This is a genomic window from Streptomyces sp. CA-250714 (assembly GCF_050936705.1).
Taxonomy (GTDB): domain Bacteria; phylum Actinomycetota; class Actinomycetes; order Streptomycetales; family Streptomycetaceae; genus Streptomyces.
Genome location: NZ_JBNJMI010000002.1, coordinates 1569826 through 1591955 on the forward strand (window position 1 = coordinate 1569826; position 22130 = coordinate 1591955).

The following is a 22130-nucleotide window of genomic DNA, read 5'->3' on the forward strand; positions in this document are numbered from 1 at the left end:
CCACAAGCCAACAAGCACAGGAGATGCGAACCCCATGACAGACGCACTGAAGCGCCTCTCCGACGAAGGCGTCGCGATCTGGCTGGACGACCTGTCGCGCAAGCGCATCACGTCGGGCAACCTCGGCGAGCTGATGGACGAGCAGCATGTGGTCGGCGTGACGACGAATCCGACCATCTTCCAGAAGGCGATCTCGGCGGGCGACGGTTACCAGCAGCAGGTCTCCGATCTGGCGGCCCGCCGGGTCTCGGTCGAAGAGGCCGTCCGCATGATCACCACCGCGGACGTCCGGGACGCCGCCGACATCCTCCGCCCGGTGCACGACGCGACCGGCGGCAAGGACGGCCGGGTCTCCATCGAGGTCGACCCGCGGCTGGCGCACAACACCAAGGCCACCATCGCCGAGGCCCGCCAGCTGGCCTGGCTGGTGGACCGGCCGAACACCTTCATCAAGATCCCGGCCACCGAGGCCGGTCTGCCCGCGATCACCGAGACGATCGGCAAGGGCATCAGCGTCAACGTCACGCTTATCTTCTCGCTGGAGCGCTACCGCGCGGTCATGGACGCCTACATGGCGGGCCTGGAGAAGGCCAAGGGCCTGGGCATGGATCTGTCGCAGATCCACTCCGTGGCCTCGTTCTTCGTCTCCCGCGTCGACACCGAGTTCGACAAGCGGCTCAAGGCCCTCGGCACGGACGAGGCCAAGTCGCTGAAGAGCAAGGCGGCCATCGCCAACGCCCGGCTCGCCTACCAGGCGTACGAAGAGGTCATCGCCTCCGACCGCTGGCAGGCCCTGGAGAAGGCCGGTGCCAACCAGCAGCGTCCGCTGTGGGCCTCGACCGGCGTGAAGGACCCGGAGCTGCCCGACACGCTGTACGTCACGGAGCTGGTCGCGCCCAACACGGTCAACACCATGCCGGAGGCCACCCTGCAGGCCGTCGGCGACCACGGCGAGATCAAGGGCGACGCGGTCCGCGGCAGCTACGAGGAGGCCCAGGCCGTCCTCGACAGCATCGCCAAGCTCGGCATCTCCTACGACGACGTCGTCAAGGTGCTCGAGGACGAGGGCGTCCAGAAGTTCGAGGACTCCTGGAACGAACTGCTCAAGTCCACCGAGGCCGAGCTCCAGCGCCTGGCCCCGAAGGAGGCGTAACCGAATTGAGCAGCGCGAGCGGCACAGCCAACCCGCTGCGTGACGCTCAGGACCGACGGCTCCCGCGCATCGCGGGACCGTCGGGCCTGGTGATCTTCGGCGTCACGGGCGATTTGTCACGGAAAAAGCTGATGCCTGCGGTTTACGACCTCGCCAACCGCGGGCTCCTCCCACCGGGCTTCTCCCTCGTCGGCTTCGCCCGGCGCGACTGGGAGGACGAGGACTTCGCCCAGGTCGTGCACGACGCGGTCAAGGAGCACTCCCGCACCCCCTTCCGCGAGGAGGTCTGGCAGCAGCTCGCCCAGGGCATGCGCTTCGTCTCCGGCGAGTTCCACGACGACCAGGCGTTCGAGACGCTCCGGTCCACCATCGACGAGCTGGACAAGTCCCGGGGCACCGGCGGCAACTTCGCCTTCTACCTCTCGGTGCCGCCCAAGTTCTTCCCCACCGTGGTCTCCCAACTCAAGAAGCACGGCCTCTCCGACGCCGGACCCGACTCCTGGCGCCGCGCCGTCATCGAGAAGCCGTTCGGCCATGACCTGAAGTCAGCGCAGGAACTGAACTCCGTCATCCACGAGGTGTTCCGGGCCAGCGAGGTCTTCCGGATCGACCACTACCTCGGCAAGGAGACGGTCCAGAACATCCTGGCCCTCCGCTTCGCCAACACGCTGTTCGAACCGCTGTGGAACCGCAGCTACGTCGACCATGTGCAGATCACCATGGCCGAGGACATCGGTATCGGCGGCCGCGCCGGCTACTACGACGGCATCGGCGCCGCCCGCGACGTCCTCCAGAACCATCTCCTCCAACTGCTCGCCCTGACCGCCATGGAGGAGCCCACCTCCTTCGCCGCCAAGGCGCTGCTGACCGAGAAGCTCAAGGTCCTCAACTCCGTACGGCTGCCGAAGGATCTGGGCAAGTACACCGTGCGCGGCCAGTACGCGGAAGGCTGGCAGGGCGGCGAGAAGGTGCCCGGCTATCTGGACGAGGAGGGCATCGACCCCAACTCCAGGACCGACACCTACGCCGCGATCAAACTGGAGATCGACAACCGGCGCTGGGCCGGCGTCCCGTTCTATCTGCGCACCGGCAAGCGGCTGGGCCGCCGCGTCACCGAGATCGCGGTGATGTTCCAGCGCGCCCCGCACTCCCCCTTCGACGCCACCGACACCCAGGAACTGGGCCAGAACGCGCTGGTCATCCGCGTCCAGCCGGACGAGGGCGTGACGATCCGGTTCGGCTCGAAGGTGCCCGGCACCCAGATGGAGATCCGGGACGTGACGATGGACTTCGCCTACGGCGAGTCCTTCACCGAGACCAGCCCCGAGGCGTACGAACGCCTCATCCTCGACGTCCTGCTGGGCGAGGCGAACCTCTTCCCCCGGCACCAGGAAGTCGAACGGTCCTGGGAGATCCTCGACCCGATCGAGCAGTACTGGGACACCCAGGGCAAACCCGAGCAGTATCCCGCCGGCACCTGGGGACCCCAGGCCGCCGACGAGATGCTCGCACGCGACGGACGGATTTGGCGGCGGCCATGAACATCGACCTGACGGACACCACGTCCAGCCGCATCAACGCCGAACTGGTCAAGGCGCGCCGTTCCCTCGGCTCGCCTGCCATGGGCATGGTGCTGACCCTCGTCATCGTCACCGACGAGGGCAACCACTACGACGCGCTCAAGGCCGCCAGCGGCGCCTCCAAGGAGCATCCCTCGCGGATCCTCGTCGTCGTACGCCGCCCCGGCCGCTCCCCCCGCGACCGGGCACAGCACCGGCTCGACGCCGAGGTCCGGGTCGGCGGCGACGCCCGCGAGGCGGGCTCCGGGGAAACGATCATCTTGCGGCTGCACGGCGAACTCGCCTCCCACGCCCACAGCGTCGTCCTGCCGCTGCTGCTGCCGGACGCCCCGGTGGTCGTGTGGTGGCCCGAGGACGCGCCGGAGAACCCCGCCGAGGATCCGCTGGGCAAGCTGGCGCAGCGGCGGATCACCGACGCCGCCGCGACGGAGGACCCGGTCGGTGCGCTCAGCCTGCGTGCCAGCACCTACGCGCCCGGCGACACCGATCTGTCCTGGACCCGTATCACCCCCTGGCGCAGCATGCTGGCCGCCTCGGTCGACCAGAAGCAGACGACCATCAACGCGGCCGTCATCGAAGGCGAGGAGTACAACCCCTCCAGCGAACTGCTCGCCCTCTGGCTCGCCGAACGGCTGCGGGTCCCCGTCGAACGCCGGATCTCCGAGGGCCCCGGCATCACCGGCGTACGGCTGGAGACCGCCGAGGGCCAGATCTGCCTCGACCGCGCCAACGGCGCCCTGGCCGAACTCGCCGTCCCCGGCCAGCCCGACCGGCACGTCGCCCTCCAGCGGCGCAGCACGGCCGAGCTGCTCGCCGAGGAGCTGCGGCGGCTCGACCCGGACGAGGCGTACGCCGAAGCCGTCCGCTTCGGCATCAACAAGATCTCCGGCCCCGACCCGGCCCACCCGACCCCGGCCGCCCCGGCGCCTGCCCCGGCGGAGACTTCCGCGACGACGGAGGGCCAGGAGCCCACCACTTCGCAGCCGGCGGCCAAGTCCGCGGCGGGGAAGCCTGCGGCGGCGAGGTCGAAGTCCCGCTCGAATCCGGCGAATTCGAAGAAGGCCACGAAGTGAGCAGCGCCGGCCGCGAGGTGCTTGTGCACCCCGACAAGGAGGCGCTCGCCCAGGCCGCGGCAGCACGGCTGACCACACGCCTGACCGAAGCGCAGGCAGCGCGCGGCACCGCGTCGGTCGTGCTGACCGGGGGCCGCAACGGCAACGCCCTGCTGGCCGCGCTCGCCGCCTCCCCCGAGGCGCGGGAGCGCATCGACTGGTCACGGCTGGACGTGTGGTGGGGCGACGAGCGGTTCCTCCCCGAGGGCGACCCCGAGCGCAACCACACCCAGGCCCACGAGGCCCTACTGGACACGGTGCCGCTGGACCCCGCGCGGGTGCATGCGATGCCGCCGTCCGACGGCCGCTACGCGGGGGACGCCGAGGCGGCTGCCGAGGCGTACGCCACGGAGCTCGCCGCCGCCGCGGGCGCCGACCCGACGGCGCGGGTTCCCGCCTTCGACGTGCTGCTGCTGGGTGTCGGTCCCGACACCCATGTCGCCTCCCTCTTCCCGGAGCACCCCGCTCTGCGGGAGACCGAGCGCACGGTCGTCGGCGTCCACGGGGCGCCCAAACCGCCGCCCACCAGGCTGTCGTTGACTCTGCCCGCGATCCGTGCCGCGGAGGAGGTGTGGCTGCTCGCGGCGGGGGAGGACAAGGCCGACGCGGTCGCCTTGGCCCTCTCGGGGCCCGGCGAACTCCAGGCCCCGGCCGCCGCCGCGTACGGCCGCTCCCGCACCCTCTGGCTCCTCGACACCCCCGCAGCCTCCCGCCTCGCATAGGGCCCCGCCGCCAATGGCGGGGCCCTCTCACTTTCCACACGGCAACTTCTTCTCAACCTCGGGCATGGCTGCCTGCACCTGAGAACAGCAGATCCAGGCGGCTGCGGGACGGTGCGCGTACGGCCGCCCGGATGGCAGCCGCCTTGGCCTGATCCTCGTCTGTGAACAGGACGTTCGTCCCCAGAAGGGCCGTCATCTCCGCGCGGAGGCGGCGGACCAGTTGTGTGCTGTGGCGGTGCCAGGCGGCGCGGCGGTGGCCGAGCCCTGCCCGGACCTCCCAGCCGCGCAGCCCGCCGCGCAGCCCGCCGCGCGGGGAGAAGGTGGCGGGCCCCTGCCGGCCCGGCGCCCATGGAGCGGAACCTCCGCCGCCCGTCACGGCGTCGGTGGCCTCGTCCGCCAACTGCCCCGCCGCGCGGGCGTCCGGGCCGAGGTGTCGTTCGAGGTAGCGGGCGGCCCGCCGCTTCGCCGTCCCGGAATGCGCCAGGTCCGGTCCTGTCCCACCACTCATGGCCTCCCCCTTCGCTCGTCAGCGCTCCGCACTCGGTGTGTGCGGTCACGCTGCGCATCGTAGGGCGGGCCCGACTCGCCCTGCTGAGGACGCGGGCGGCCGCGGGGCGCCGACTTCCGCCTGGATTCGGGCTTCGCGCGGCAATCGGTCGCGGAGCCCGTCAACCGATCGGGTGAACGGGCTCGGTCTCCCGACGGAAGCCGATCTCGTCCACCGAGGCGAATCGGCGGGCCCGGCGCGCCGGAAGACTTTCGAGGAGGACAGAGGAAGACATCCGTGCCCCTCGAGGAGCTGTCATGACGACTTCAGCCACCGCTCCGGTGTCGCCCCCCTCACCCCTGCCACCGGCCCGCTGGGCCGTGTGGGCGGCCTGGGCCGCGCCGTTGGGTGTGCTGCCGTCCGCGATCTGGCGCGCCGTGGGCGCGCTCGGCGGGGAGGGACACACCGGGGCCGAATCCAGCTACATGCTGGTGCTGAGCGTGCTCAGCGTGGGGCTGGCGTTTCTGACGGTCGGCCTGGTCAGCGGCTGGGGAGAGCGGTTCCCCCGCTGGGTGCCGTTCGCCGCCGCGCGTCCGGTGCCCGCGCGTGCCGTTGTGCGCGTGGCGCGGGCCGGTGGGGTGCTCCTCGTACTCCTCACGGCATACGCGGTGCTCAACCTCGTCTTTCACTTCGTCGACGAGGGGCCGAGGGTCATCGAGCAGGAACGGGAGTACGAGCAGCCGGAGGCATGGGTGGGATATCTGTATCTGCCCGGCGCCGCCTGGGGGTTCCTCGTCCTCGCCGTGGCCCGGGACTACGCCCGGCGGATGAGCGGCACGCACCGGGGCACTCTCCGGTCAAAGGGCACCTTCCGGACGGAGCCCGAGGGCGGCCCGCTCGCGGACCGCCCATGAGCTCGCATCCGTGAGCTCGCCCCCATGAGGAGCCGGCGCCCTCAGGCCGTGCGCCCCCGCAGCGAGCGGTAGCGGTCGACCAGCGCCGAGGTCGAGGCGTCCAGGCCCGGCACCTTCGCGCCCTCGGTCAGGGCGGGTTCGATGCGCTTGGCGAGGACCTTGCCGAGTTCGACACCCCACTGGTCGAAGGAGTCGATGTTCCAGACTGCGCCCTGTACGAACACCTTGTGCTCGTACAGGGCGACGAGCTGGCCGAGCACGGAGGGAGTCAGCGCGGAGGCCAGGATGGTGGTCGTGGGCCGGTTGCCGGGGAACGTACGGTGCGGCACCTGGGCCTCGGGAACGCCCTCGGCGCGCACCTCCTCCGCCGTCTTGCCGAAGGCGAGGGCCTGGCCCTGGGCGAAGAGGTTCGCCATCAGCAGGTCGTGCTGGTCACGCAGGTCACCGAGTTCGGCGATCGGGTCGGCGAAACCGAGCAGGTCGGCCGGGATCATCTTGGTGCCCTGGTGCAGCAGCTGGTAGTAGGCGTGCTGGCCATTGGTCCCGGGGGTCCCCCATACGACGGGCCCGGTCTGCCAGTTGACGGGGCTGCCCTCGCGGCTGGTCGACTTGCCGTTGGACTCCATGTCCAACTGCTGGAGGTAGGCGGTGAACTGGGACAAGTAGTGGCTGTAGGGCAGTACGGCGTGCGACTGGGCGTCGTGGAAGTTGCCGTACCAGATGCCCAGCAGCCCCAGCAGCATCGGCGCGTTGGACTCGAAGGGCGCGCTGCGGAAGTGCTCGTCCACGAGGTGGAAGCCGGCGAGCATGTCACCGAAGCACTCGGGCCCGATGGCCACCATCAGGGCGAGCCCGATGGCCGAGTCGTACGAGTAGCGACCGCCGACCCAGTCCCAGAACTCGAACATGTTGTCCGTGTTGATGCCGAACTCGGCGACTTTCTCCGCATTGGTGGAGACGGCCACGAAGTGCTTGGCCACGGCTGCCTCGTCGCCGCCCAGCCCGCTCAGCAGCCAACTGCGCGCCGCCTTGGCGTTGGTGATGGTCTCGATCGTCGTGAACGTCTTGGAGGCGACGATGAACAGCGTCTCGGCCGGGTCCAGATCACGGACCGCCTCGTGCAGGTCCGCGCCGTCCACGTTGGAGACGAAGCGGAAGGTCATGTCCCGCCGGGTGTACGGGCGGAGTGCCTCGTAGGCCATCTTCGGGCCGAGGTCGGAGCCGCCGATGCCGATGTTGACGATGTTCTTGATGCGCTCGCCGGTGTGGCCGCGCCAGTGGGCCTCGCGGATCTTGCCGGCGAAAGTGCCCATCCGGATGAGGACTTGGTGCACCTTGCGCATCACGTTCTCACCGTCCACCCGGACGGTCGCCGACTCGGGGGTGCGCAGGGCGGTGTGCAGAACGGCGCGGTCCTCGGTGACGTTGATCTTCTCGCCGTCGAACATCGCGTCCCGCAGCCGGGCCACGCCCGTCGCCTCGGCGAGTTGCCGCAGCAGGCGCAGCGTCTCGTCGGTGACCAGGTTCTTGGAGTAGTCGATGTGCAGGTCGCCGACCCGTACGGTGTAGCGCTCGGCGCGCTCCGGGTCGTCCTCGAACAGCCGCCGCAGGTGCGTGAGCCCGAACTCGTCGCGGTGCTTGGAGAGCGCCTGCCACTCGGGCAGGTGGTCGAGTCGGGTGCGGCCTTCAGCGTTCATCAGGGAAACCAGCCCATTCCTCTCGTAACGAACCCCGCCGTCTCCAAACCTAGACGATGAACGACGAGCGCGCTTCAGCGCATGGGGCGCGTTTCCGGGATGGGGCTACGCCTGTCTGCCGTCCGCAGGATGCAGGTTTCCCGCGCCCCTGACGGGGCGCGGTCCCGCACTCCGCTGCGCCCCACCACGGGGCGCGCGAACTCCGTGCGGAAAGCCCTAGATCTCGCCCCTGAGCTTGGCGAGCGCTTCGGCGAGGATGGCTTCGCCGTCCGCGTCGCTGCGCCGTTCCCGCACATAGGCGAGGTGGGTCTTGTACGGCTCGGTGCGCGGGGGGTCCGGTGGGTTGTCCCGGTCCTTCCCGGCTGGGAAGCCACAGCGCGGACAGTCCCATGTGTCCGGGATCTGCGCGTCGCTGGCGAAGCTCGGCTGGGTCTCATGCCCGTTGGAGCACCAGAAGGAGATGCGGAGGCGGGGCGCGGACTCGCCTCGCTCGGCCTCCCCCATCGGCCCCGCTCCGACCCGGCTGCCCCGGATCGCGTTGCCACTTGCCACGGTCGTAACTCCCTGCCTCACGGTGCCACGGAGCGTCGGCACTGCGCGCTCCGCTGCGAGCGCCCTAGTGTACGTAGGGCCCAACGCGCGCCCGGTGACCGGAGTTACTGCGTCGGTACCGGACGCGGACCCTCATGATAGGCAGGGGGTGCAACACCCTGTCAGCCGTTGTGCAGGCGGCAACTGGCGAACGCCGTGCCCCGGCGGCGGATAGACGGCAGATCGGACCGGTACGCCGCCCGGTCCTGATCCGTACGACGTGACGCTCAGTTGTTGAACTTCATCAGCAGGCCGAGCACGACGATGATGGCGAACCACACCAGACCGACGACGACCGTGATCCGGTCGAGGTTGCGCTCGGCGACCGACGAGCCACCGACGGAGGACTGCATACCGCCGCCGAACATGTCGGAGAGGCCGCCGCCCTTGCCCTTGTGCATCAGCACCAGCAGCAACAGCAGGGCACTGAAGACGATGAGGGCGATTGAGAACCCCATGACCACGGCTGGACCAACTCTCTCGGATCGTGGCTGGACACTTAACGTTACGAACGCTTACGGGGGCCGGAGCTCAGGCCCGGCCCCCGCAAGACTACGACGGGCTGCGGCCCGGCGTCACACGCTGCTGATCACCCGCTGCCGGCTCACTGGTCCCGGAAGCGGACGATCTTGACGAACTCCTCCGCGTCCAGCGAGGCGCCGCCGACCAGCGCGCCGTCGATGTCCGGCTGCGCCATGATCTTGGCGACGTTGCCCGCCTTGACGGAGCCGCCGTACTGGATGCGGACCTGCTGCGCGGTGTCCTCGTCGTACAGCTCGGCCAGCCGGCCGCGGATCGCGCCGCAGACCTCCTGGGCCTCCTCCTCGCCGCAGACCTTGCCGGTGCCGATGGCCCAGACCGGCTCGTAGGCGATGACCAGCTCGGCCACGGCCTCGGCGGGGACACCATCGAGGCCGCCGTCGACCTGGGCGAGGGTGTGGCTCACGTGGTTGCCCGCCTCGCGGACCGCCAGCTCCTCACCGACGCACAGGATCGGGGTCAGCCCGTGCTTGACCGCGGCCTTCACCTTGGCGTTGACGATCGGCTCGTCCTCGCCGTGGTACTGGCGGCGCTCGGAGTGGCCGATGGCGACGAAGGTGCAGTTGAGCTTGGCCAGCATCGGGGCGGAGATCTCGCCGGTGTAGGCGCCCGACTCGTGCGCCGAGAGGTCCTGCGCTCCGTACTTGATCCGCAGCTTGTCGCCGTCGACCAGCGTCTGGACGGAGCGCAGGTCGGTGAAGGGCGGCAGGACCGCGACCTCCACGGCTTCGTAGTCCTTGTCCGTCAGCGCGAAGGCGAGCTTCTGGACGTGGGCGATGGCCTCGAGGTGGTTGAGGTTCATCTTCCAGTTGCCCGCCATCAGCGGGATACGGGTTGCCATACCCCTCCTTCCTTGTTCGCTTCTCCGCCCGCGCGGCGCAGTGCGAGTTTCGTAGTTGTCTGCGGCCCGGCAGCCGCGCGTGCGACGCTCACGGCGTCAATCCTCCAGTGCGGCCAGGCCGGGAAGCGTCTTGCCCTCGAGGTATTCGAGGCTGGCGCCACCGCCGGTCGAGATGTGTCCGAACGCGTTCTCGTCGAAGCCCAGCTGACGGACCGCGGCAGCGCTGTCGCCGCCGCCGACGACCGTGAAGGCCGGGGAGTCGAGCAGCCCCTGCGCGACGGCCTTGGTGCCCTCGGCGAAGTCCGGGTGCTCGAAGACGCCCATCGGACCGTTCCAGAAGACGGTGGCCGCGTCGGCGAGCTTCGCGGCGTAGAGCTTACGGCTCTCCGGGCCGATGTCCAGGCCCTCCAGCTCCGCGGGGATGGCGTCCGCGGCCACGACCGTCGGGTTCGCCGGTGCCTTGGTCTTCAGATCGGGGAACTCCGCGGCCGCCAGTACGTCCACCGGCAGCACGAACTCCACGCCCAGCTCCTCGGCGCGCTCCAGATAGCCCTTGACCGCGGGCAGCTGGTCCTCCTGGAGCAGCGACTTGCCAACCTCGTAGCCCTTGGCCTTGAGGAAGGTGTAGGCCATGCCGCCGCCGATCAGCAGCCGGTCGGCCTTGCCCAGCAGGTGGTCGATGACGCCGAGCTTGTCGGAGACCTTGGCGCCGCCCAGGACCACGGCGTACGGCCGCTTGACGTCCTCGGTGAGCTTCTTGAGCACGCCGACCTCGGTGGCGATCAGATACCCCGCGGCGTGCGGCAGTCGCGCCGGGAGGTCGTACACGGAGGCGTGCTTGCGGTGCACGGCGCCGAAGCCGTCGCTCACATACGCGTCGGCGAGCGCGGCCAGCTCGTCGGCGAAGGCGCCCCGCTCGGCGTCGTCCTTGCTCGTCTCGCCGGCGTTGAAGCGGAGGTTCTCCAGCAGCGTGACCCCGCCGTCGGCGGTTCCGCCGACGGTGGCCTTCGCGCTGTCCCCCACGGTGTCGGTCGCGAACGCGACCTGGCTGCCGAGGAGTTCGCCGAGCCGCTGCGCGACGGGCGCGAGCGAGAACTGCGGCTCCGGGGCGCCCTTGGGGCGGCCCAGATGGGAGGCCACGACCACACGCGCGCCACTCTCGGCGAGCTTCTGGATCGTGGGGACGGCGGCCCGGATCCGGCCGTCGTCGGTGATGGTGTCCCCGTCGAGCGGGACGTTGAGGTCGGCACGGACGAAGACCCGCTTGCCGGACACGCCCTCACCGACGAGTTCGTCGATCGTCTTCATGGATGGCTCCTGGTTCGGTCCCGGGGCAGCGACCCGGGGATTACGCAGCAAACGCGGCACGGGACAGGGCTCGTGCGCGGCGCACGAGCCCTGTCGTTCACCTCGGTCCGCCCGGGTTCAGAGCTGAGAGCCGACGTAGGTGGTGAGGTCGACCAGCCGGTTGGAGTAGCCCCACTCGTTGTCGTACCAACCAATGATCTTGGCCTGGTTGCCGTCGACCATGGTGAGGGAGGCGTCGAAGGTGCAGGACGGCGGCTGGTTGACGATGTCCGAGGAGACGATCTGGTCCTCGGTGTACTCGACGATGCCCTGGAGCTGGCCCTCGGCGGCCTTCTTGAAGGCGGCGTTGACCTCGTCCTTGGTGGTCTCGCGCTTGAGCTCCAGCACCAGGTCGGTGACGGACCCGGTGGGGACCGGGACGCGCATGGCGATGCCGTCCAGCCGGCCCTTGAGCTGCGGGAGGACCAGCGCGGTGGCCTTCGCGGCACCGGTGGTGGTCGGGATGATGTTCTCGGCGGCGGCCCGGGCGCGGCGCAGGTCCTTGTGCGGGAAGTCCAGGATGCGCTGGTCGTTGGTGTAGGCGTGCACCGTGGTCATCAGACCGCGCTCGATGCCGAAGTTCTCGTCCATGATCTTCGCCATCGGCGCCACACAGTTGGTGGTGCAGGAGGCGTTGGAGAGCACGTGGTGGTTGGCGGCGTCGTACTTGTCCTCGTTGACGCCCATCACCACCGTGATGTCCTCTTCCTTGGCCGGAGCCGAGATGAGGACCTTCTTGGCACCGGCGGCGAGGTGCTTGGCCGCGTCCTCGCGCTTGGTGAAGATGCCGGTGGACTCGATGACGATGTCGGCGCCCAGCTCGCCCCAGGGGAGCTTCGCCGGGTCCTTCTCCGCCATCGTCTTGAACGTCTGCTTGCCGACCGTGATGGTGTCCTCGGTGTGGCCGACCTCCTGCTGGAGGCGGCCCAGCACGGTGTCGTACTTGAGCAGGTGCACCAGGGTGGCGTTGTCGGTCAGGTCGTTGACACCGACGATCTCGATGTCCGCACCCTGGTTCAGCAGCGCGCGGAAGTAGTTACGACCGATACGGCCAAAGCCGTTGATGCCTACGCGGATCGTCACGAACCGATCTCCTCGCTAGGTACGCCGGTACGGACACCGGCGAGGGCTGTTTGGGATGTCCCCGACCGAGTCCGACCCTACCTCTCCATCGGGGCGGGGCTCACATCGACCGGGCGGGCGGAACCGGGCGGCTCAGTCGAGCGCGGGGCGGCTCAACCGACCGTCTCCGCAGTCGGATCAGCCGACCATTCTCCCTCGGTCAACCGACCATTTCCTCGGTCAGATTGGACTCGGTTCCGGGGATGCCGAGGTCCTGTGCGCGCTTGTCGGCCATGGCCAGCAGCCGCCGGATCCGGCCCGCCACCGCGTCCTTGGTCAGCGGCGGATCGGCGAGTGCGCCCAGTTCCTCCAGCGAGGCCTGCTTGTGTTCCATCCGCAGCCGCCCGGCCGCTGCCAGGTGCTCCGGCACCTCGTCGCCGAGGATCTCCAGCGCGCGCTGCACCCGGGCGCCGGCGGCGACGGCGGCGCGGGCCGAGCGGCGCAGATTGGCGTCGTCGAAGTTGGCGAGCCGGTTGGCGGTGGCCCGCACCTCGCGGCGCATCCGCCGCTCCTCCCACGCCAGCACCGACTCATGGGCGCCGAGGCGGGTCAACAGCGCGCCGATGGCGTCACCGTCCCGGACGACGACCCGGTCCACTCCGCGCACCTCGCGGGCCTTGGCGGCGATCTGGAGTCTGCGCGCCGCGCCGACGAGAGCCAGCGCCGCCTCCGGGCCCGGGCAGGTGACCTCCAGCGAGGAGCTGCGCCCCGGCTCGGTCAGCGAACCGTGCGCCAGGAACGCGCCGCGCCAGGCGGCCTCCGCGTCACAGGTGGCCCCCGAGACCACCTGCGGGGGCAGCCCCCTGATGGGGCGGCCGCGGCCGTCGACGAGGCCGGTCTGCCGGGCCAGCTGGTCGCCGCCCGCGACCACCCGTACGACGTACCGGCTGTTGCGGCGCAGTCCGCTGGGGGCCATCACCACCAGGTCGGAGGAGTGCCCGAAGATCTCCAGGATGTCCTTGCGGAGCCGGCGCGCCGCAATGCCCGTGTCCAGCTCCGCCTCGATCACGATCCGCCCGCTCACCAGGTGCAGCCCACCCGCGAAGCGCAGGATCGACGAGACCTCTGACTTCCGGCAGCAGGTCCGGGTGACGGGGAGCCGGGAGATCTCGTCCTTCACCGCAGGCGTCATCGCCATGGGCCGATCCTTCCATGCATCCGAAAAATACGGTCGTACGCGGCGGCCAGCAGCTCCGGGTCGTGCCGGGCGACTCCTCCCCCGGAGTCCTCCTCCGGCCTTCGGCCGGGCGGTGTGCCCGGGGAGGTGCTCCCAGCTGCCGCTACGGGCGCCAGCTCGACCTTCCCGCCGAGCTGGTCGGCGGCCTCGCTCAGGGAGTCCTGGTCGGGCACGGCATCCTGGTCGGCCAGCACCACGTCGAAGGCGAGTTTAGGTGCGTGTCGGGCCAAAACCTCCAAATGACGCTGCGGGGAAAAACCGTCCGTTTCTCCCGGCTGCGGAGCAAGGTTGAGAGAAAGGACCTTTCGGGCCTTGGTCTCGGTCAGCGCCTCCAGCAGCTCCGGCACCAGCAGATGCGGGATGACGGAGGAGAACCAGGAGCCGGGGCCGAGCACCACCCAGTCGGCGTCCAGCACGGCGCGTACGGCCTCGGGCACGGCCGGTGGATCGTGCGGGACCAGATGTACTTCCTGCACCTCACCGCGGGTGAGGGCGACGGTGGCCTGGCCACGGACGGTGGACAGCTCGTCGGGGCGCTCGGGGTCGTGGCCGCGCACGCTGGCGCGCAGCTCCAGCGGTACGGCGGACATGGGCAGCACCCGGCCGTGCGCCCCCAGCAGCTTGCCGACCAGGTCGAGCGCCTGGACGTGGTCGCCCAGCTGTTCCCACAGGGCGACGATCAGCAGATTGCCGACCGCGTGTTCGTGCAGTTCGCCTCTGCTTTCGAAGCGGTGCTGGATGACCTGGGCCCAGGTGCGGCCCCATTCGTCGTCCCCGCACAGCGCAGCGAGCGCCTTGCGCAGGTCGCCGGGGGGCAGCACGCCCAGTTCGTCGCGGAGCCGGCCGCTGGAGCCGCCGTCGTCGGCGACGGTGACCACCGCTGTGAGGTCTCCGGTGATGCGGCGCAGCGCCGTCAGCGACGCCGACAGGCCCATACCGCCGCCGAGCGCCACCACCTTGGGCTGCTTGGAGGTGAGGCCGCGCAGGGTGGCGCGCCGCCCGACCAGATGCCGCAGACTGCTTGGTGCCATGGGCGTCACTCACGCCCCATGTCACGGTGCACGACCACCGTCTCCACGCCCCCGTCGGAGAGCCTGCGGGCCAGCTTCTCGGACATCGCGACGCTGCGGTGCTTGCCGCCCGTGCAGCCGACGGCGACGGTGACGTACCGCTTGCCCTCCCTGCGGTAGCCGGCGGCGATCAGCTGGAGCAACTCCGTGTAGCGGTCCAGGAACTCCTTGGCACCGGGCTGGTTGAAGACGTAATTGGAGACCTCCTCGCTGGTGCCCGTGTAGGGGCGCAGCTCGGGGACCCAGTGCGGGTTGGGCAGGAAGCGGCAGTCGACCACCAGATCGGCGTCCACGGGCAGTCCGTACTTGTAACCGAACGACATGACGGTGGCGCGCAGTTCGGGCTCTTCGTCGCCGGCGAACTGGGCGTCCAGCTTGGCGCGCAGCTCGTGCACGTTGAGGCTGGAGGTGTCGATCACCAGGTCGGCGTCGCCGCGCAGCTCGCGCAGCAGATCGCGCTCGGCGGCGATGCCGTCCACGATGCGCCCGTCGCCCTGGAGCGGGTGGGGGCGGCGTACGGATTCGAAGCGGCGCACCAGTGCCTCGTCGGACGCCTCCAGGAAGACGATCCGCCGGGCGACGTTGAAGGCCGTGAGGTCGGCGAGGGAGCCCTTGAGGTTGTCGAAAAAGTTACGGCCGCGTACGTCGACCACGACGGCGATCCTGGCCACATTGCCCTGCGACCTGGCGCCGAGCTCGACCATCGTCGGGATCAGCTCGGGCGGGAGGTTGTCGACCACGAACCAGCCCAGGTCCTCCAGACACTTGGCGGCGGTGCTGCGGCCGGCGCCCGACATCCCGGAGATCAGCACCAACTCCGGGATCGTCGCGCCCGCCTCCTCCGGCTGCGCCGGTTGGGGCGTACTCACCTTGGCTCCGTCTCCGCGCTGCTCACGTTCCGCGCTCATGCTGTCATCCCCCGACATGTCGATCTTCGTGCCACCGGTTCACTCTTCTTCGTTCTTCTTCACTCTTCTTCAACGATCTCACCGGTCGCCGTGTTCACCGCTGGGCCCGGGGGTGCCGCCTGGGAGAGCGCCGCGGCGACCGTCTCGGCGGTCTTCCTGCCCACGCCCGGGACCTGGGAGATCTCCTCGACGGAGGCCGCACGCAGCTTCTTGACCGAGCCGAAGTGCTTGAGCAGAGCTTTCTTCCGAGTCTCCCCCAGTCCCGGCACCGCATCCAGCGGGCTGCCGCGCAGCCGCTTGCCGCGCTTGCCCCGCTGATAGCGGATGGCGAAGCGGTGGGCCTCGTCGCGGACGCGCTGCAGCAGATAGAGGCCCTCACTGCTGCGCGGCAGCACCACCGGGTCGCTCTCGCCGGGCAGCCACACCTCCTCCAGCCGCTTGGCCAGGCCGCAGACCGCCACATCGTCGATGCCGAGCTCGTCCAGCGCGGCCTGCGCGGCCGCCACCTGCGGCTGTCCGCCGTCGACGACCACCAGCTGCGGGGGGTACGCGAACTTCTTGGGGCGGCCCTCCTCGTCCCGGGTGGCGCCCTGCGCGGGCTGCTCGGGCGCGGGCCCGGTGGCGGGGCGCGGCTGGGGGGTCCCGCCTTCAGGGCCTGACTCCAGCTCGCCGCCCAGCTCCTCCTCCGGCCACTCCCCGGTCTTCTGCTTCTCCACCAGGTAACGGCGGAAGCGGCGGCTGATGACCTCGTGCATGGACCGGACGTCGTCCTGCCCCGCGACGGACTTGATCTGGAAGCGGCGGTACTCGCTCTTGCGGGCCAGACCGTCCTCGAAGACGACCATGGAGGCCACAACATCGTCGCCCTGGAGGTGCGAGATGTCGAAGCACTCGATCCGCAGCGGCGCCGAGTCCAGGTCGAGCGCCTCGGCGATCTCCTCCAGGGCGCGGGAGCGGGTGGTCAGATCGGAGGCCCGCTTGGTCTTGTGCAGTACCAGGGCGTGCTCGGCGTTGCGGTTGACCGTCTCCATCAGGGCGCGCTTGTCGCCGCGTTGCGGGATGCGCAGGCTCACCTGGGCGCCCCTGCGCTCGGTCAGCCACTGCGTTATCGGCTCCACCGGTTCGGGCAGCGCCGGGACCAGCACCTCCTTGGGCACGCCGCCGCTGCCGCCGCCGGCGGAGGCGTCGCCCTGCTCGGCGCCGTAGAGCTGCTGGAGGGCGTGCTCGACCAGCTCGGCGGTGCCGACCTCCTCGACCTTGTCGGTGACCCAGCCGCGCTGGCCGCGCACCCGGCCGCCGCGTACATGGAAGATCTGGACGGCCGCCTCCAGCTCGTCCTCGGCCACCGCGATCAGGTCGGCGTCGGTGGCGTCGGTGAGCACCACCGCGTTCTTCTCCATCGCCCGCTTCAGCGCGTCGATGTCGTCCCGCAGCCGGGCGGCGCGTTCGTACTCCAGCTCCTCGGCCGCCTCCTGCATCTCGCGCTCCAGGCGGCGCAGATACGAGCCGGTGTGCCCGGCCATGAAGTCGCAGAACTCCTCGGCCAGTTCGCGGTGCTCCTCGGGGGTGACCCGGCCGACGCAGGGGGCCGAGCACTTGCCGATGTAGCCGAGCAGGCAGGGCCGGCCGATCTGCGCCGAGCGCTTGAAGACCCCCGCTGAGCAGGTGCGTACGGGGAAGACCCGCAGCAGCAGATCGACCGTCTCGCGGATGGCCCACGCCTGGCCGTACGGGCCGAAGTAGCGCACGCCCTTCTTCTTGGGGCCGCGCATCACCTGGACGCGGGGGAACTCCTCGTTCATCGTCACCGCGAGGGACGGGTAGCTCTTGTCGTCGCGGTATTTGACGTTGAACCGGGGGGCGAACTCCTGGATCCAGGTGTACTCGAGCTGGAGCGCCTCGACCTCGGTGCTCACGACGGTCCACTCGACGGAGGCGGCCGTGGTGACCATCGTGCGGGTGCGCGGGTGCAGCCCCGCGAGGTCCTGGAAGTAGTTGTTGAGCCGCTGGCGGAGGCTCTTCGCCTTGCCGACGTAGATCACCCTGCGGTGTTCGTCGCGGAAGCGGTAGACCCCGGGCGAGTCGGGGATCTCTCCCGGTTTGGGACGGTAGGTGGAGGGGTCTGCCATGTGACCCACCCTACTGGCGCACACCGACAGCGATCAGCGTACGGCCGACGCGGGAGGGCGTGTGGCCTCCGGGTCACGCCTCCCGGTACCCCTCCGCCGACTACCAGCCGCGTTCGCGCCACTCCGCCAGGTGCGGGCGCTCGGCACCCAGGGTGGTGTCCGCGCCGTGGCCCGGGTAGACCCAGGTCTCGTCGGGGAGTTGACCGAAAAGCTTGGTCTCGACGTCATCGATGAGACGGGCGAAGTTCTCCGCGCTGCCGAAGGTGTTGCCCACTCCGCCCGGGAAGAGGCAGTCACCGGTGAACAGATGGGGGTGGCCGCTCGGATCGTCGTAGACCAGGGCAATCGAGCCGGGGGTGTGCCCGGTCAGATGGCGGGCCGTCAGCTGCACCTCGCCGACGCGCAGCGTGTCCTCGTCGTCCAGCAGCACATCGGTGGGGACGGGGATGCCCTCGGCGTCGTACCGCCCGGCGTAGGTGCGTGCGCCGGTGGCGCTCACCACATCGGCGAGCGCCTGCCAGTGGTCGCCGTGCCGGTGGGTGGTGACGACAGCGGCGATGCCGTCGTCTCCGATGAGGCCGAGCAGGGTCTGCGCGTCGTTCGCGGCGTCGATCAGCAGCTGCTCGCCGGTGGCCCGGCAGCGCAGCAGATACGCGTTGTTGTCCATGGGGCCTACGGCGACCTTGGAGATCATCAAGTGCCGCAGCTCGTGCACATCCGCGGGGCCGCCGACCTGTACCGTTCCGCTGTATGGCATGCCGCCAGCCTATTGGGTGCCCTCGCCATTTCGCGTGCCCGGCACGGGGGGCTGCGCTTGCCCACCCTGCGCCCCTGGCGCAGACTGCCCAAGCGCAGAGGTAGGACACCTACAGCGCGGGCAGCGCAGGGAGGGGGCCCCGCGCGGACAGGCCACTGCCGTTTGTGCGGCCGGTGAGCCAGCCGACCAGGGCGACGGGGCTGCCGACCACGACGAGAGGGCCCTCCGCGCCGGCTTCGGCCGCGCCGGTGCGCCAGGTCCTGCCGTCCTCGGCGCGCAGCTCGATGGCGGCGGGGATGTCGGGGTGCTCGGAGAAGCGGCGGGCCATGTTGGCCAGCTCCCGGTCCACGAACGTGCCGGGCAGATCCTCCAGCGTGTATCCGATGCCGAGGTCCACGTGGTGCAGCTCGACCTCGATCCAGCGGCGGAACGGGACGGCGGAGGCGAGATCGGTCACACCGTTGCGGAGTGTGACGGTGCGCCCCCAGTCCTCGTCCCCTAGCGCCGCGAAGGCGCTCTCCAGGCGGGACGAACTGGCGCGGACGTCGTCGACGAGCTCGTCGAGGGAGCGGTGGGCGCCGCGCTCGATGTCGGCGTCGCGGGCCTCGGCACTGGCGTACATCGGCCTGCCCGCCAGTACGTTGACGAGGGCGTCGGCGTTGCGCGCGAGGTGGGTGAGCACATGGGCGCGGGTCCAGCCCGGCAGCTGGGAGGGCTCGGCCACCTCATGGGCCTCCAGCTTGACGGTGTTGCTGAGCAGGTGACCGGTCGCGGTCCGTACGAGTTCGGCGTCGTGCGCAGGCGTGGTCATGATCCAAAGCTACTGGCGTCCCTCGTTCGTGGGGAAGATGGCAAGGCCCGCCGCAATTCGAATGAACGTGCTATAGGGTCGAGCCCGGCTCCCGAACCGGAAGCGAACGACACTCCGGACGGCGCCGTCCTACTCTTGGTCGGGGATTCCCGCTCCGCCGCGGGCTCCCGCTTCTCACACGAAAGGTGCCAACAGGCGTGGCCGACCGTCTTCTCGTCCGTGGCGCTCGCGAGCACAATCTCCGGAACGTCTCGATAGACCTCCCTCGCGACTCGCTCATCGTCTTCACCGGGCTCTCGGGCTCCGGGAAGTCCTCGCTCGCCTTCGACACGATCTTCGCCGAGGGCCAGCGGCGCTACGTGGAGTCGCTGTCCGCCTACGCCCGGCAGTTCCTCGGGCAGATGGACAAGCCCGATGTCGACTTCATCGAGGGCCTCTCCCCCGCGGTCTCCATCGACCAGAAGTCGACCTCGCGCAACCCGCGCTCGACGGTCGGCACCATCACCGAGGTCTACGACTATCTGCGGCTGCTCTACGCCCGCATCGGCAAGCCGCACTGCCCGTCCTGCGGCCTTCCGATCACCCGCCAGTCGCCGCAGGCCATCGTGGACAAGGTGCTCGGCCTGGAGGAGGGCAGCCGCTTCCAGGTGCTCTCGCCGCTGGTGCGCCAGCGCAAGGGCGAGTTCGTGGACCTCTTCAACGAGCTCCAGACCAAGGGCTACAGCCGCGCCCGGGTCGACGGGCAGACCGTCCAGCTGTCCGAGCCGCCGCAGCTGAAGAAGCAGGAGAAGCACACGATCGAGGTGGTCGTCGACCGCCTGACCGTCAAGAGCAGCGCCAAGCGGCGGCTCACCGACTCGGTGGAGACCGCGCTCGGCCTCTCCGGTGGCATGGTCATCCTCGACTTCGTCGACCTGGAGCCGGACGACCCGCAGCGTGAGCGGATGTACTCCGAGCATCTGTACTGCCCCTACGACGACCTCTCGTTCGAGGAGCTGGAGCCGCGCTCCTTCTCCTTCAACTCGCCCTTCGGCGCCTGCCAGGTGTGCACCGGCATCGGTACCCAGATGGAGGTCGACCCGGAGCTGATCGTCCCCGACGAGGACAAGTCGCTGGACGAGGGCGCGCTGCACCCCTGGTCGCACGGGCACACCAAGGAGTACTTCGGCCGGCTCATCGGCGCACTGGCCGACGCGCTCGGCTTCCGTACGGACATCCCGTGGGCGGGGCTGCCCGCGCGCGCCAAGAAGGCACTGCTGTACGGCCACAAGACCCAGGTCGAGGTCCGCTACCGCAACCGGTACGGCCGCGAGCGCGCGTACACCACCGCGTTCGAGGGTGTCGTCCCGTTCGTCAAGCGGCGGCACTCGGAGGCGGAGACCGACAGCAGCCGGGAGCGCTTCGAGGGCTATATGCGCGAGGTGAACTGCCCGGCCTGCGAGGGCACCCGCCTCAAGCCGCTCATTCTGTCGGTGACGGTGCAGGACAAGTCCATCGCGGAGGTCTCCGCGATGTCGATCACCGAGTGCGCCGAGTTCCTCCGCGATCTGACGCTGAGCGGGCGCGACAAGCAGATCGCCCAGCGGGTGCTCAAGGAGGTCAACGAACGGCTGCGCTTCCTGGTCGACGTGGGCCTGGACTATCTGACGCTCAACCGTGCCGCCGGCACCCTCTCCGGCGGCGAGGCCCAGCGCATCCGGCTGGCCACCCAGATCGGCTCCGGGCTGGTCGGCGTGTTGTACGTACTGGACGAGCCGTCCATCGGCCTGCACCAGCGCGACAACCACCGGCTGATCGAGACCCTGGTGCGACTGCGCGACCTCGGCAACACGCTCATCGTCGTCGAGCACGACGAGGACACCATCAAGGCGTCCGACTGGGTGGTGGACATCGGCCCCGGCGCGGGCGAGCACGGCGGCAAGGTCGTGCACAGCGGTCCGTTGAAGGAGCTGCTGGCCAACGAGGACTCCATCACCGGCGACTATCTGTCCGGCAAGCGCGAGATCCCCATCCCGCAGATGCGCCGCCCCGTCGACCCGTCGCGGCAGTTGACCGTACGCGGCGCGCGGGAGAACAACCTCCGCGACATCGACGTCTCCTTCCCACTGGGCGTTCTGACGGCCGTCACGGGTGTCTCCGGATCCGGCAAGTCGACGCTGGTCAACGACATCCTCTATACGCACCTGGCCCGCGAGTTGCAGGGCGCCAAGACGGTGCCCGGCAGACACACCCGCGTCGAGGGTGACGACCTGGTCGACAAGGTGGTGCACGTCGACCAGTCGCCCATCGGCCGTACGCCGCGCTCCAACCCGGCCACGTACACCGGTGTCTTCGACCATGTGCGCAAGCTGTTCGCCGAGACGACGGAGGCGAAGGTCCGCGGCTATCAGCAGGGCCGCTTCTCCTTCAACGTCAAGGGCGGCCGCTGCGAGAACTGCGCGGGCGACGGCACGATCAAGATCGAGATGAACTTCCTGCCGGACGTGTACGTCCCCTGCGAGGTCTGCCACGGTGCGCGCTACAACCGGGAGACCCTGGAGGTGCACTACAAGGGCAAGAACATCGCCGAGGTCCTGGACATGCCGATCGAGCAGGCCCTGGACTTCTTCGAGGCGGTGCCCGGCATCGCCCGCCATCTGCGGACGCTCAACGACGTCGGGCTGGGATATGTGCGGCTCGGGCAGTCCGCGCCGACTCTTTCGGGTGGTGAGGCGCAGCGGGTGAAGCTCGCCAGCGAGCTTCAGAAGCGGTCGACGGGGCGCACGGTCTATGTGCTGGACGAGCCCACGACCGGCCTCCACTTCGAGGACATCAGAAAGCTGATCGGTGTTCTGGAGGGCCTGGTCGACAAGGGCAACTCGGTGATGGTCATCGAGCACAACCTCGATGTCATCAAGACGGCCGACTGGGTCGTGGACCTCGGGCCCGAGGGCGGCAACGGCGGCGGCCTGGTGGTCGCCGAGGGCACTCCGGAGCAGGTGGCGGCGGTGCCCGCCAGCCACACCGGGAAGTTCCTGCGCGACGTGCTGGGCGACCGCGTCAGCGACGCGGCGGCCCCCGTGAAGCCCGCCGCGAAGAAGGCTCCCGCCAAGCGGACGGCTGCCAAGAGCGCCGCTGCGCCGCGAGGTACCGCCGCCAGGAAGTCGGCAGCCCGCAAGCGCTGATCGGGTGC

The 22130-nt window shown here is 69.9% G+C and carries 19 protein-coding genes; 6 read left to right on the forward strand and 13 right to left on the reverse strand.

All coding sequences use genetic code 11. From position 1 onward, the window contains the following. The first annotated feature begins 34 nt into the window (after positions 1 to 34). From tal to pgl, 4 genes are read left to right on the forward strand one after another with little or no spacing between them, the layout of a single operon-like run. Entirely contained in the window at positions 35 to 1153 is a 1119-nt protein-coding gene (gene tal, locus ACQEU8_RS25955; protein WP_433105124.1) for a transaldolase, read from the forward strand. A gap of 5 nt (positions 1154 to 1158) precedes the next feature. Beyond that, positions 1159 to 2694: a glucose-6-phosphate dehydrogenase gene (gene zwf / locus ACQEU8_RS25960; RefSeq protein ID WP_433105126.1), complete on the forward strand. Its 1536-nt coding sequence runs from the start codon at positions 1159 to 1161 to the stop codon at positions 2692 to 2694. Further along, positions 2691 to 3806 (forward strand): glucose-6-phosphate dehydrogenase assembly protein OpcA, encoded by a 1116-nt coding sequence (gene opcA / locus ACQEU8_RS25965; protein WP_433105128.1) that lies wholly within the window; start codon positions 2691 to 2693, stop codon positions 3804 to 3806. The genes zwf and opcA overlap by 4 nt, the downstream gene beginning before the upstream one ends. After that, positions 3803 to 4567 carry a 6-phosphogluconolactonase gene (gene pgl, locus ACQEU8_RS25970; protein ID WP_433105130.1) on the forward strand — a complete coding sequence of 255 codons (765 nt, stop codon included), beginning with the start codon at positions 3803 to 3805 and terminating at the stop codon, positions 4565 to 4567. The genes opcA and pgl overlap by 4 nt, the downstream gene beginning before the upstream one ends. Positions 4568 to 4619: 52 nt before the next feature. Here the strand turns inward: pgl and ACQEU8_RS25975 are convergent, their stop codons facing one another. Further along, positions 4620 to 5075 (reverse strand): hypothetical protein, encoded by a 456-nt coding sequence (locus tag ACQEU8_RS25975; protein ID WP_433105132.1) that lies wholly within the window; start codon positions 5073 to 5075, stop codon positions 4620 to 4622. 296 nt (positions 5076 to 5371) lie between these two features. On the opposite strand from ACQEU8_RS25975, the gene ACQEU8_RS25980 reads away from it, so the two are divergent. Beyond that, complete coding sequence (locus ACQEU8_RS25980) at positions 5372 to 5968, forward strand: hypothetical protein (protein WP_433105134.1); 597 nt, start codon at positions 5372 to 5374, stop codon at positions 5966 to 5968. A 41-nt stretch (positions 5969 to 6009) separates the two neighbouring features. Here ACQEU8_RS25980 and pgi read toward each other — a convergent pair whose 3' ends face one another. The 12 genes from pgi to ACQEU8_RS26040 all read right to left on the reverse strand — a co-directional run bounded on the left by pgi (position 6010) and on the right by ACQEU8_RS26040 (position 18958). Then, positions 6010 to 7665: a glucose-6-phosphate isomerase gene (pgi, locus tag ACQEU8_RS25985; RefSeq protein WP_433105136.1), complete on the reverse strand. Its 1656-nt coding sequence runs from the start codon at positions 7663 to 7665 to the stop codon at positions 6010 to 6012. 216 nt (positions 7666 to 7881) lie between these two features. Further along, entirely contained in the window at positions 7882 to 8217 is a 336-nt protein-coding gene (locus ACQEU8_RS25990; protein WP_076971064.1) for an RNA polymerase-binding protein RbpA, read from the reverse strand. A 266-nt stretch (positions 8218 to 8483) separates the two neighbouring features. Continuing rightward, positions 8484 to 8714 carry a preprotein translocase subunit SecG gene (gene secG / locus ACQEU8_RS25995; RefSeq protein ID WP_433105139.1) on the reverse strand — a complete coding sequence of 77 codons (231 nt, stop codon included), beginning with the start codon at positions 8712 to 8714 and terminating at the stop codon, positions 8484 to 8486. 146 nt (positions 8715 to 8860) lie between these two features. Continuing rightward, a complete protein-coding gene (tpiA, locus tag ACQEU8_RS26000; RefSeq protein WP_433105141.1) occupies positions 8861 to 9637 on the reverse strand; it encodes a triose-phosphate isomerase in 777 nt (258 codons plus the stop codon). A 96-nt stretch (positions 9638 to 9733) separates the two neighbouring features. Beyond that, a complete protein-coding gene (locus ACQEU8_RS26005; RefSeq protein ID WP_433105143.1) occupies positions 9734 to 10945 on the reverse strand; it encodes a phosphoglycerate kinase in 1212 nt (403 codons plus the stop codon). A 117-nt stretch (positions 10946 to 11062) separates the two neighbouring features. Continuing rightward, complete coding sequence (gene gap, locus ACQEU8_RS26010) at positions 11063 to 12067, reverse strand: type I glyceraldehyde-3-phosphate dehydrogenase (protein WP_433105145.1); 1005 nt, start codon at positions 12065 to 12067, stop codon at positions 11063 to 11065. Between the two features lie 199 nt (positions 12068 to 12266). Then, positions 12267 to 13244, reverse strand: a complete 978-nt coding sequence (gene whiA / locus ACQEU8_RS26015; RefSeq protein WP_016468208.1) for a DNA-binding protein WhiA — start codon at positions 13242 to 13244, stop codon at positions 12267 to 12269. Then, complete coding sequence (locus tag ACQEU8_RS26020; RefSeq protein WP_433105147.1) at positions 13235 to 14314, reverse strand: gluconeogenesis factor YvcK family protein; 1080 nt, start codon at positions 14312 to 14314, stop codon at positions 13235 to 13237. The genes whiA and ACQEU8_RS26020 overlap by 10 nt, the downstream gene beginning before the upstream one ends. A gap of 5 nt (positions 14315 to 14319) precedes the next feature. Continuing rightward, positions 14320 to 15261, reverse strand: coding sequence for an RNase adapter RapZ (gene rapZ / locus ACQEU8_RS26025; RefSeq protein ID WP_433105149.1), 942 nt, complete (start codon positions 15259 to 15261; stop codon positions 14320 to 14322). A 59-nt stretch (positions 15262 to 15320) separates the two neighbouring features. Further along, on the reverse strand, positions 15321 to 17390 hold the full coding sequence (uvrC, locus tag ACQEU8_RS26030) for an excinuclease ABC subunit UvrC (RefSeq protein WP_433105151.1): 2070 nt from the start codon (positions 17388 to 17390) through the stop codon (positions 15321 to 15323). A gap of 100 nt (positions 17391 to 17490) precedes the next feature. Continuing rightward, the gene (locus ACQEU8_RS26035; RefSeq protein ID WP_433105153.1) at positions 17491 to 18147 is read right to left on the reverse strand and encodes an MBL fold metallo-hydrolase; all 657 of its coding nucleotides are present in this window, start codon (positions 18145 to 18147) and stop codon (positions 17491 to 17493) included. A 109-nt stretch (positions 18148 to 18256) separates the two neighbouring features. Next, positions 18257 to 18958, reverse strand: coding sequence for a maleylpyruvate isomerase family mycothiol-dependent enzyme (locus ACQEU8_RS26040; protein ID WP_433105155.1), 702 nt, complete (start codon positions 18956 to 18958; stop codon positions 18257 to 18259). A gap of 197 nt (positions 18959 to 19155) precedes the next feature. Here ACQEU8_RS26040 and uvrA point away from each other — a divergent pair, with 197 nt between their 5' ends. After that, positions 19156 to 22122 carry an excinuclease ABC subunit UvrA gene (uvrA, locus tag ACQEU8_RS26045; protein WP_433105157.1) on the forward strand — a complete coding sequence of 989 codons (2967 nt, stop codon included), beginning with the start codon at positions 19156 to 19158 and terminating at the stop codon, positions 22120 to 22122. Positions 22123 to 22130 lie beyond the last annotated feature (8 nt).

Excerpts from the sequence above, each read along its gene's own strand:
- tal (WP_433105124.1), top strand. The coding sequence starts at position 35 with ATGACAGACGCACTGAAGCGCCTCTCCGACGAAGGCGTCGCGATCTGG.
- opcA (WP_433105128.1), top strand. The coding sequence starts at position 2,691 with ATGAACATCGACCTGACGGACACCACGTCCAGCCGCATCAACGCCGAA.
- ACQEU8_RS25975 (WP_433105132.1), bottom strand. The coding sequence starts at position 5,075 with ATGAGTGGTGGGACAGGACCGGACCTGGCGCATTCCGGGACGGCGAAG.
- ACQEU8_RS25980 (WP_433105134.1), top strand. The coding sequence starts at position 5,372 with ATGACGACTTCAGCCACCGCTCCGGTGTCGCCCCCCTCACCCCTGCCA.
- pgi (WP_433105136.1), bottom strand. The coding sequence starts at position 7,665 with ATGAACGCTGAAGGCCGCACCCGACTCGACCACCTGCCCGAGTGGCAG.
- secG (WP_433105139.1), bottom strand. The coding sequence starts at position 8,714 with ATGGGGTTCTCAATCGCCCTCATCGTCTTCAGTGCCCTGCTGTTGCTG.
- tpiA (WP_433105141.1), bottom strand. The coding sequence starts at position 9,637 with ATGGCAACCCGTATCCCGCTGATGGCGGGCAACTGGAAGATGAACCTC.
- ACQEU8_RS26005 (WP_433105143.1), bottom strand. The coding sequence starts at position 10,945 with ATGAAGACGATCGACGAACTCGTCGGTGAGGGCGTGTCCGGCAAGCGG.
- whiA (WP_016468208.1), bottom strand. The coding sequence starts at position 13,244 with ATGGCGATGACGCCTGCGGTGAAGGACGAGATCTCCCGGCTCCCCGTC.
- ACQEU8_RS26020 (WP_433105147.1), bottom strand. The coding sequence starts at position 14,314 with ATGGCACCAAGCAGTCTGCGGCATCTGGTCGGGCGGCGCGCCACCCTG.
- rapZ (WP_433105149.1), bottom strand. The coding sequence starts at position 15,261 with ATGAGCGCGGAACGTGAGCAGCGCGGAGACGGAGCCAAGGTGAGTACG.
- uvrC (WP_433105151.1), bottom strand. The coding sequence starts at position 17,390 with ATGGCAGACCCCTCCACCTACCGTCCCAAACCGGGAGAGATCCCCGAC.
- ACQEU8_RS26035 (WP_433105153.1), bottom strand. The coding sequence starts at position 18,147 with ATGCCATACAGCGGAACGGTACAGGTCGGCGGCCCCGCGGATGTGCAC.
- ACQEU8_RS26040 (WP_433105155.1), bottom strand. The coding sequence starts at position 18,958 with ATGACCACGCCTGCGCACGACGCCGAACTCGTACGGACCGCGACCGGT.